The sequence below is a fragment of the Calditrichota bacterium genome (genome assembly GCA_016867835.1).
Taxonomy (GTDB): Bacteria; Electryoneota; AABM5-125-24; order Hatepunaeales; family Hatepunaeaceae; genus VGIQ01.
In genome coordinates, this window is record VGIQ01000112.1 from 1 (window position 1) to 8,745 (window position 8,745).

Below are 8,745 nucleotides of genomic sequence, written 5' to 3' on the forward strand. Positions count from 1 at the left end.
CTGAGTGGACAAAGTGTCTGCTTCGTTCAGCGTCCACCAGAACTGAATCGAGTCGTTATTGGCATTGAAGGGGATCAGTTCGAAGGTCGCTTCCTGACGCGGTTCAAGAGACAGTTCGGGGAGATTCGGCTCAAAGGCTCGTATGACGCCTCGGACCTGAATCGCCCACTGGACGGAGTCGGCCGGCTCCGGATCGACGTTCGGGTCGAAGACCCTGGCTTTCAGGGCATACCCACCGGTCCGGTCGAACGCGTAGGACCGGATTCCGATCCGGTCATCACCTGCCACTTCCTCCCACCTCACCGCCGCACTGTCATAGAGCAGCCACTCAAAACGAAGGTTCTCCCTATCTCCAATGTAAGCGACGGAGTCGAGGGAGAAGTCGATTTCACTATTGCGCTGAACGGTGAGGGATAGGGTGTCGGGGGTATGGGTGATGATGAAGAGATTACGGACATGAATGGTCCAGTTGATGGAGTCGAATTGTCTGCCATCGGTAGCAATGCCAGTCATTTCATAGACACCAAGACTATCAAAGCGATAGGATAAATCCTGTCCTTGCTGTATAGTGTCGCCGTTAATGAGATAATAATACTCGAGCACATCCCCTTGTGCATCCTCTGCTTCAATGTGGAACTCGACAATAGTACCGGGCAATTTATCGAATTCCTGCTCTGCAGGAGTAAACCTGATTATTCGCGGCGCCATTCTCTCGGGGGCATACTTTATTATTATGCCAGCAGTTCCGCGAACGCTGTTACCCCATCCTGCGCTTACTATTCCTCCGTCATCACCCAACAGCGTGGAATAGAGGACATGAACTCCAACCGGACGAGGATTAGGGCTCAATATACGACTCCATACTAAACTTCCGTCTTCATAAAACTGCCAAATTACACCAGACGCATTGCCATTGTCACCCACCATTACGATTCTGTCCCCGTTGCGCGATGCAATTATGCAGCGTCCATAAGCAATTCCCTCATCCTGCACTCGAAGCCATATTTGTTCGCCATCTGCGTCCACGCGGACCACAATCGGACGGACGGAATAGTTGTCATCTGCAAAGGCACTAATGCCACATGCGACATAACCACCGCTCGGGAAAGACGAAAGGGAGAGGAAGGTCTCATTGACCTGACGTTCACCACCACGGGTGTAGGTGCGTGACCAAACTTGCTGCCCTTCAGGGTTGACCTTGAGGAGCCAGCAGCGCCTGTCGAGCGAACCCGCAAACAGGTATCCACCGTCAACCTCTCGTATTGCCGAGAACTGATCCCGACCATTTGAGCCATAATTCCTTGCCCAGATCGTATTACCCTCGCCATCCAACTTGTAAGCCAGCGCATCATAATTATTAACCGAAGTAAATCCTGAAACCAAAAAATCACCGTCCTTCAATTCAATGACAGCATATGCACCTTGGGCTCCACCACCTCCATAATTCCTGTGCCAGAGAAGTTCTCCTTCCGAACTTACCCGAGCCACTGAAATATCGCCTTGATTGGTGCCGTTATCCCAACCGGCTGCCACGAAGTCGCCGTTATCGGTCTCAATGATGCTGTTCAGGAATTGCGCCGATTGCGATCCTTGAAAACGTAGATCGAATCGTTCCTCTCGAGCAGCATTCAGCAATTTGATCCATTGGTGATTAAGTCCATGCCTACCGCATGCCACAAATTCATCATTTGCAGTGATGAAGACATCGCGAAAGCCGCCGCCGTATTGACCGCGATTCTCCGGCTCATAGTCAGGATACGCGACCACCCATTCCATTCCTGGCTGAGCCATCAAAGAGCCTGCTATCGCTAAGCAGGACACGATTTGCAATAAAGCCTTCATGGTGATTTTCCAAAAGACAATCGATAATGGGGTGGAATTGTGTGCTCCCACCCCATCTGGAAGGTCACCTCTCTATTCTGGAGGCGGAAAATAGACGATCCAAGTGAATGAACTCTGCGTGTCAGGTGGTTGGTATGGATTATCGGCAGGACTTACAGGGGTGCAAACATCCGTGATCTCGACCTGCCAATGATCGGCCCAGCCTGCCTGGCGAGTGTAAGCATAGCGTCCTGCCATTTAGCCGGGATCATTGACCATTTCAAACCATTGCCCCCAATTGCCATTCACATGGAATCTGATGCGAAGATTCTTGTTTTCGATGGCAACGTTGAGGGTGTCTTTGAGATACACATCAAACGCTTGCGGATCCGCCCACGCTTCGCCCGGCGCGGCAAAGAGGATGAGGACCGCCAGCAGCACGAGCGCGGCGGTCGCGAGAGTTGAGAAACGAGCCATTTCATGCTCCTTGCGAGAGGGTTGATGTTGAGCCCGGGCTTTGCCGCCCGAGCCGTAGCCCGAGCCGTAGCCCGAGCCGTAGCCCGAGCCGTAGCCTGAAGCAAGGTTATGTAATATACTTTGGACCGGTCTGGATTGTCAAGCCCGGAGGCGCGAATTCGCCAAAATAGTTTGCCCCTTCTTTTTGCTCAGTGCAGAAATATCTTGTCTCTCCCCCCCTGCTGGGATTGAAGGGGGGGATGCTGGATAGTCCCTCATGCCCCCCTGTAGTACCTCCGCTTTGCGGGGGGGCGAGGCAAGATGGTATTGCACCCATCAATATTATGCTGATCATCCCAAGCAGCAGTTGAACGCTCGATCACCCATACTGTTGGCACTTTCTCCTTCCTCACACATCCCTAACATTGCGCTTATACTTTCCTCACCTTGAGTCTGCAAACTGAGGGCGTCGATAAGACAAAACAAGACTCCTCATTCAAAGGAACTCCATTGAGACGATCAAGTAATGTAATCCTGACCCTTGTCGCAGCGTTACTGGGATTCGCCCGGCCGCTTCTCGCCGAGGACGATTCGCCCGCTCGGGTTGAAGAACTGAAAGGCCAGGTCGAGGGTATGAACGAGACGATGCTCGAAATGCAGAGCACCCTGAGCGCTCTCGCCAAGGTCAAAATCTCGGGCTACGTCCAGGCGCAGTTTCGAACCGGTGAGTCGGACGGACAAGCCTCCTTCGCCGGCGGCTCGTTCCCGAATGGCGTCCACTCGCAGTTTATGGTCCGCCGCGGCCGGCTCAAGGTCAACTACGCTGCCGGACTGACTCAATACGTCCTCCAGATGGACGTTACGCAAAACGGCGTCGGCATCAAGGACGCCTACGCCCAGATCACCGACCCCTGGTCGAAAAGCCTTTCGCTGACTGCAGGTGTCTTCGACCGGCCGTTCGGGTTCGAGATATCCTATTCCTCAAGTTCGCGCGAAAGCCCCGAGCGGTCACGGATGTTTCAAACCCTCTTCCCCGGCGAACGGGAGTTAGGTGCCAAGATTGAATACCAGCCGTCAGGCAGTCTCCTGAATGCCAAAGCCGGGCTCTTCAACGGCACTGGACCCACAGCCAACGAGAACGACAACAATAAGGACCTCATCGGCCGGGTCGGCTTCCAGTTGCCATTTTACGACGCCAACGCGGAGATCGATGGCGGTGTATCGTTCTACGGCGGAAAAGTGCGCTACAACTCGAAGTTTGTCTATGCGGTTGCCGGCGACCGGTGGGCGGTCGATTCGACATCACATCCGGTGGGAGATTACTTCGACCGCAATTACCTGGGGCTCGATCTGCAGTCCTATTTCAACGTCCTGCCGGCCGGCGGGTCGTCGGTGCGGTTTGAATTCATTACCGGCCGTCAGCCTTCGACTTCATCGTCGAACAGTGCCTACAGTGTCGCCTTCAATGCCGCATCGACTCCGCTCTACCGGCGCGACGTTAGCGGCTGGTATTTGAACGCGGTGCAGAATATCGGCCGGAGAAACCAAGTGGTCCTGAAGTTCGACGTCTTTGATCCCAACACGAGCGTTGAGGGCAGCGCAATCGGCAAGGCTGGCGCCAACTTTACCCCTGCCGATATCGCCTATACTACCTTCGGTGCAGGCCTGGTGCATCATTGGGACTCGAATGTGAAGTTCATATTCTACTACGACGTCGTCTCAAATGAGACCGTCGATCATGCGACGACCACGGCGAATCTGGTCCCGTTCAAAGAGGATCTGAAGGACAATGTCCTGACCATCCGTATGCAATACCGGTTTTAGGCTGGCTGTCAATCGACAATCGCAGTCCGGTGCGCTGCGCCGCCGCGAGTTATAATCCGGCTGCGGGTTCAATGACCTGTCAGACCGGACAAAAGAACATAACAAGGAACAATACAGTGAAGAAAATATTCCTCGCGCTGGCGTTGCTGGCGCTTCCCATGATCGCCCCGGCGCAAAGAGGCGCAATCACCGTCAAAGGCTCGGATACGATGGTGATTCTGGCCCAGCGCTGGGCTGAGATTTACATGAGCGCGCACCCTGACATAACCATTCAGGTTACCGGCGGCGGCTCAGGCACCGGCCTCTCAGCCTTACAAAACGGCACCACCGACATCGCCAACGCCTCGCGTCCAATCAAGCCGGGCGAGCGCGAGAAACTGAAGCAGCGTTTCAATTCACTCGGCGTCGAAGTGAAAGCCGCGCGCGACGGGCTCTCGGTCTATGTTCACGAGTCGAACCCGGTGCGGGAACTGTCGCTCGATCAAATCAAGTCCATCTACACCGGCGAGATCACCAATTGGAAGACGGTCGGCGGACCCGATGCAAAAATCGTCCTCTATAGCCGCGAAAACAACTCCGGCACCTATGTCTATTTCAAAGACTATGTGCTGCGTGGTTCCGACTATGCCGCAGCCTGCCAAAACCTGCCGGGAACGGCGGCGGTGGTCAACGGCGTAGCCCGCGACCGTAACGGCATCGGATATGGTGGAGCGGCTTATTCCAAGGGCATCCGAAGCATCGGCGTCCGCAAGGAAGCCGGTTCGCCGGCTTACGAGCCAACCGAAGCCAATATCCGCAGCGGCAACTACCCCATCAGCCGGTTTCTCTATATGTATCTCCGCGAGAAGCCAACCGGGGTGATAAAGGACTACATCGACTGGATTATCAGCCCTGCAGGTCAGGAGATCGTAACGTCGGTAGGATATTTCCCGGTCCGGTGAAATAATGAACAAACCGGGTTTGGAAAGCCTTGCCCGCAAGGAACGCTATTGGGCGAACGATATCGCCGGCCTGGTGATTCGCACCGTAGCATTTGCTTCACTGGCGATGATTTTCCTGATATTCTATTTCGTCTTTCGAGAGACTCGCTCGCTCTTAGCCCGAGAGGAGCATATCTCCGCCGAAGCAATGGGCGCGATGGAGTCCTATGGCAACACGGAAGACCTGGAGACCGATCTCCAGGCCTTCCGTGCTTCTGAAGAGAGACCAAAGTCGGACTCCTCCCACCGGTCGATGCTTAGAAATCTTGCCGGCAGGTTCTGGCAGCCGGTCTCGGACGACCCGAAATACGGCCTTATGCCACTTTTCGTAGGAAGTTTCAAGGTTACCCTCATCGCTCTGCTTTTCGGCGGGCCGATAGGCATCTTGGCTGCGCTTTACACTGCTGCTTTCGCGCCGAAATGGTCGAAGGAACTCCTAAAGCCGGCGATTGAGATCCTCGCCGGAATTCCGTCGGTGGTGATTGGATTCTTTGCCCTGACGGTGATGGCGAGCGCTCTGCAGACGATGCTGGGCTACCCGTTCCGGCTAAATGCCTTTGTCGGAGGGCTGGCACTCTCGCTGGCTGTAATTCCGTTGGTTTTCACGATTACCGAGGAGGCTTTGATCGCGGTGCCGAGAGTGCTCACGGATGGCAGTCTGGCGCTCGGCGCGTCGAAATGGCAAACCACGCTCTATGTGGTCTTCCCAGCCGCTACTCCGGCCATTCTGGCGGCGCTGATCCTCGGCTTTGGCCGCGCCTTCGGGGAGACGATGATTGTCCTGATGGCGACCGGCAACGCCGCACTACTCTCGTTGAATCCGGTCGAGCCGGTTCGGACGATGTCGGCGACGATCGGCGCCGAAATGGCTGAGGTCGTCTTCGGCGAAGTCCACTACGGCGTCCTATTCCTGATCGGATCGCTCCTCTTTGTTTTCACTTTTGCCCTTAATGGCGTTGTCGAGTTCTATGTTCGGCGACGGCTCATTAAACGTCTGACGGGTAGGTGACCGTATGCGGCGTAGTATTTGGCTGGGACGACTAGTCTATGGCACAGGACTGCTCGCGGCCGGGTTGGTGGTAGCGACGGTGCTGGTGATTCTGCTCAATATCGCCATCGGCGGGGCGCGGTTGATGACGTGGGAATTTCTCTCCGGAGTCCCCGAAGAGGGGATGACCGCCGGAGGCATCTTCCCGGCAATCTACGGCACCTTTCTGTTGGTCGTCATCATGTCGATTGCCGGGCTGCCGGTCGGAGCCATAACCGCGGTTTATCTGACCGAATATGCGCGGCAGGAGTCATTCATGTCGCGACTCATAAGGTTTGCCGTCAATACCCTTGCCGGTGTGCCTGCGATTGTCTTCGGCCTCTTTGGACTCGGCTTTTTTGTGCAATTCGTCGGGAGCGGTCTCGATCGGGCGACATCGGGCGGAGAGGTTCTTAGGTGGGCTCAACCTAATTTGCTCTGGGCGAGTTTGACGATGGCACTCCTGACTCTGCCGGTAGTCGTCATATCGGTCGAGGAGGCGATCCGCAACGTCCCGCGGGAACTGCGCGAAGCCTCCCTGGCGCTCGGCGCGACGCGCTGGCAGACGATCTACCGGGTAGTGCTTCCACAGTCGCTGTCGGGCATTCTTACGGGAGGCATCTTGGCGGTGAGTCGCGGCGCCGGTGAGGTGGCTCCGATTCTCTTCACCGGCGCAGCCTATTTCCTGCCGCACCTGCCTGATTCGCTCGCAAGCCAATTCATGGAATTAGGCTATCATATTTTTATCATGGCCACCCAGTCTCCCGATGTCGAAGCAACCAAGGGACTCCAATATGCGACGACGCTGGTGCTATTGGCCCTCACCTTTACGCTCAATTTCTCGGCAATTTATATACGCTACCGTATGCGCAGGAATGCAATTAGGTGATTAATATGGGGTGCATCAATTTGTGTCATCCTGAACGCAGTGAAGGAACTCGACTGAACTGCCCGTCTTAAGGACGAGATGCTTCACTAAGTTCAGCATGACATATGCCTCATATTGATACTTTTATCTGCACAAGTAATGAGCAAGGGCGGACAAGAGTTGACTTGGAGGGCGGACATTCTTGTCCGCCCTTGCCTAATAGGAACTCTTCATCAGGGCGGACAGGAATGTCCGCCCTCCAAGAACGGCAACAATAATCTGCACCTCCTAATAAATATTCGAATCACTTTCACAACCATTTGAATTCAGCATCTTCTCCCGACATCCGCATCGAGGCTCGCGATGTGACCGTCCGATATGGCGAAAAGGTCGCACTACACGCCGTTTCGCTCGACATTTTGCGCAACCGGGTAACCGCCTTAATCGGCCCTTCGGGCTGCGGCAAATCGACCTTTCTGCGCTCGCTCAACCGGATGAACGAGATGATCGAGGGCGCGGTTACGACCGGCAAAGTCCTCCTCGACGGATACAATATCTACGCTCCCGGCGTCGATGTCGTCAAATTGCGCAAACGGGTTGGGATGATCTTTCAGAAGTCTAATCCCTTCCCCAAGTCGATCTTCGAAAATGTCGCCTATGGGCCGCGCATCAACGGCGTCTCGAACCGGTCGAAGTTGTTGGCGATTGTCGAGCGGTCGCTCGAGCGCGCCGCGCTCTGGGAGGAAGTAAAGGATGACCTCGACAAGAGTGCACTGTCGTTATCGGGCGGTCAGCAACAGAGGCTCTGCATAGCGCGAGCCTTGGCGGTCGATCCGGAAGTGCTCCTGATGGACGAGCCGGCTTCGGCGCTCGATCCGATAGCGACGGCCCGGATAGAGGAGTTGATTCTGGAACTAAAGGCCGACTATACCATTGTGATCGTTACGCATAATATGCAGCAGGCGGCGCGGATCAGCGACCGGACGGCGTTCTTCTATATGGGCGAGTTGATCGAGTGCGATGAGACCCTGAACATCTTCACCCGGCCGCGCCTGCCCCAGACCGAGGCTTATGTAACAGGCCGGTTCGGGTAGGAGGCTCTGAGCGCGGAATGCTGAATGGGGAATGCTGAATGGGGGAAACTTCTCTTGCGGGGGGAACAGTCGATGCTTGACTTCCCGCGCTACATTGCTTATACTATACCCTTGATGGGCATAACCTACACCGAAGTCACATTGCGCGCCTTCACGAACGGCGCCAACGCCTACACCGACCGATTCCTGGTGGACACCGGAGCGATCGACTGCGTCGCGCCGGCGGGAAGGTTGCGTGAACTCGGCGTCAAGGTCGTCGGCAGGATGGACTATGAACTTGCCGACGGTCGGCAGGTCGCGTTCGATTACGGCCTGGTGCAAATTGAAGTGATGGACCGGATCACTGCCGGCCGGGTCGTGTTCGGCCCCGACGACGCTGAGCCGATCCTCGGCGTTGTGGCAATCGAATCCGCAGTCCTCAAGATCAACCCTGTCACCCAGCAACTCGAAAAACGGCCGGTTAGTCTGTTGAAGGGGCCTCCGCGCGCGCCAAGAGGAATAGCGCTTGACTTCCCGCGCTACATTGCTTATACTATACCCCTGATGGGCACAACCTACACCGACGTCACCCTGCGCGCCTTTACCAACGGCGCCAAGGCTTACACCGACCGGTTCCTGGTGGACACCGGAGCGATCGACTGCGTCGCGCCGGGGGGGGGGAGGCTAAGGGAAGTG

Annotated in this window: 8 protein-coding genes; 6 read left to right on the forward strand and 2 right to left on the reverse strand. The window is 55.7% G+C overall.

The window, feature by feature from the left end:
- A partial coding sequence (locus tag FJY67_09980) for a hypothetical protein (protein MBM3329781.1) occupies positions 1-1,794 on the reverse strand: 1,794 nt, incomplete at its 3' end.
- A gap of 285 nt (positions 1,795-2,079) precedes the next feature.
- On the reverse strand, positions 2,080-2,298 hold the full coding sequence (locus tag FJY67_09985; GenBank protein ID MBM3329782.1) for a hypothetical protein: 219 nt from the start codon (positions 2,296-2,298) through the stop codon (positions 2,080-2,082).
- Between the two features lie 489 nt (positions 2,299-2,787).
- On the opposite strand from FJY67_09985, the gene FJY67_09990 reads away from it, so the two are divergent.
- The 6 genes from FJY67_09990 to FJY67_10015 all read left to right on the forward strand — a co-directional run.
- On the forward strand, positions 2,788-4,101 hold the full coding sequence (locus tag FJY67_09990) for a hypothetical protein (GenBank protein ID MBM3329783.1): 1,314 nt from the start codon (positions 2,788-2,790) through the stop codon (positions 4,099-4,101).
- Positions 4,102-4,217: 116 nt separating this feature from the next.
- Positions 4,218-5,042 carry a phosphate ABC transporter substrate-binding protein gene (locus FJY67_09995; protein MBM3329784.1) on the forward strand — a complete coding sequence of 275 codons (825 nt, stop codon included), beginning with the start codon at positions 4,218-4,220 and terminating at the stop codon, positions 5,040-5,042.
- Positions 5,043-5,046: 4 nt separating this feature from the next.
- Positions 5,047-6,090, forward strand: a complete 1,044-nt coding sequence (pstC, locus tag FJY67_10000) for a phosphate ABC transporter permease subunit PstC (GenBank protein MBM3329785.1) — start codon at positions 5,047-5,049, stop codon at positions 6,088-6,090.
- Between the two features lie 4 nt (positions 6,091-6,094).
- On the forward strand, positions 6,095-6,997 hold the full coding sequence (gene pstA, locus FJY67_10005; GenBank protein ID MBM3329786.1) for a phosphate ABC transporter permease PstA: 903 nt from the start codon (positions 6,095-6,097) through the stop codon (positions 6,995-6,997).
- Between the two features lie 299 nt (positions 6,998-7,296).
- On the forward strand, positions 7,297-8,070 hold the full coding sequence (locus FJY67_10010; protein ID MBM3329787.1) for a phosphate ABC transporter ATP-binding protein: 774 nt from the start codon (positions 7,297-7,299) through the stop codon (positions 8,068-8,070).
- A 24-nt stretch (positions 8,071-8,094) separates the two neighbouring features.
- The coding region (locus FJY67_10015) for a hypothetical protein (protein MBM3329788.1) at positions 8,095-8,745 on the forward strand (651 nt) is incomplete at its 3' end.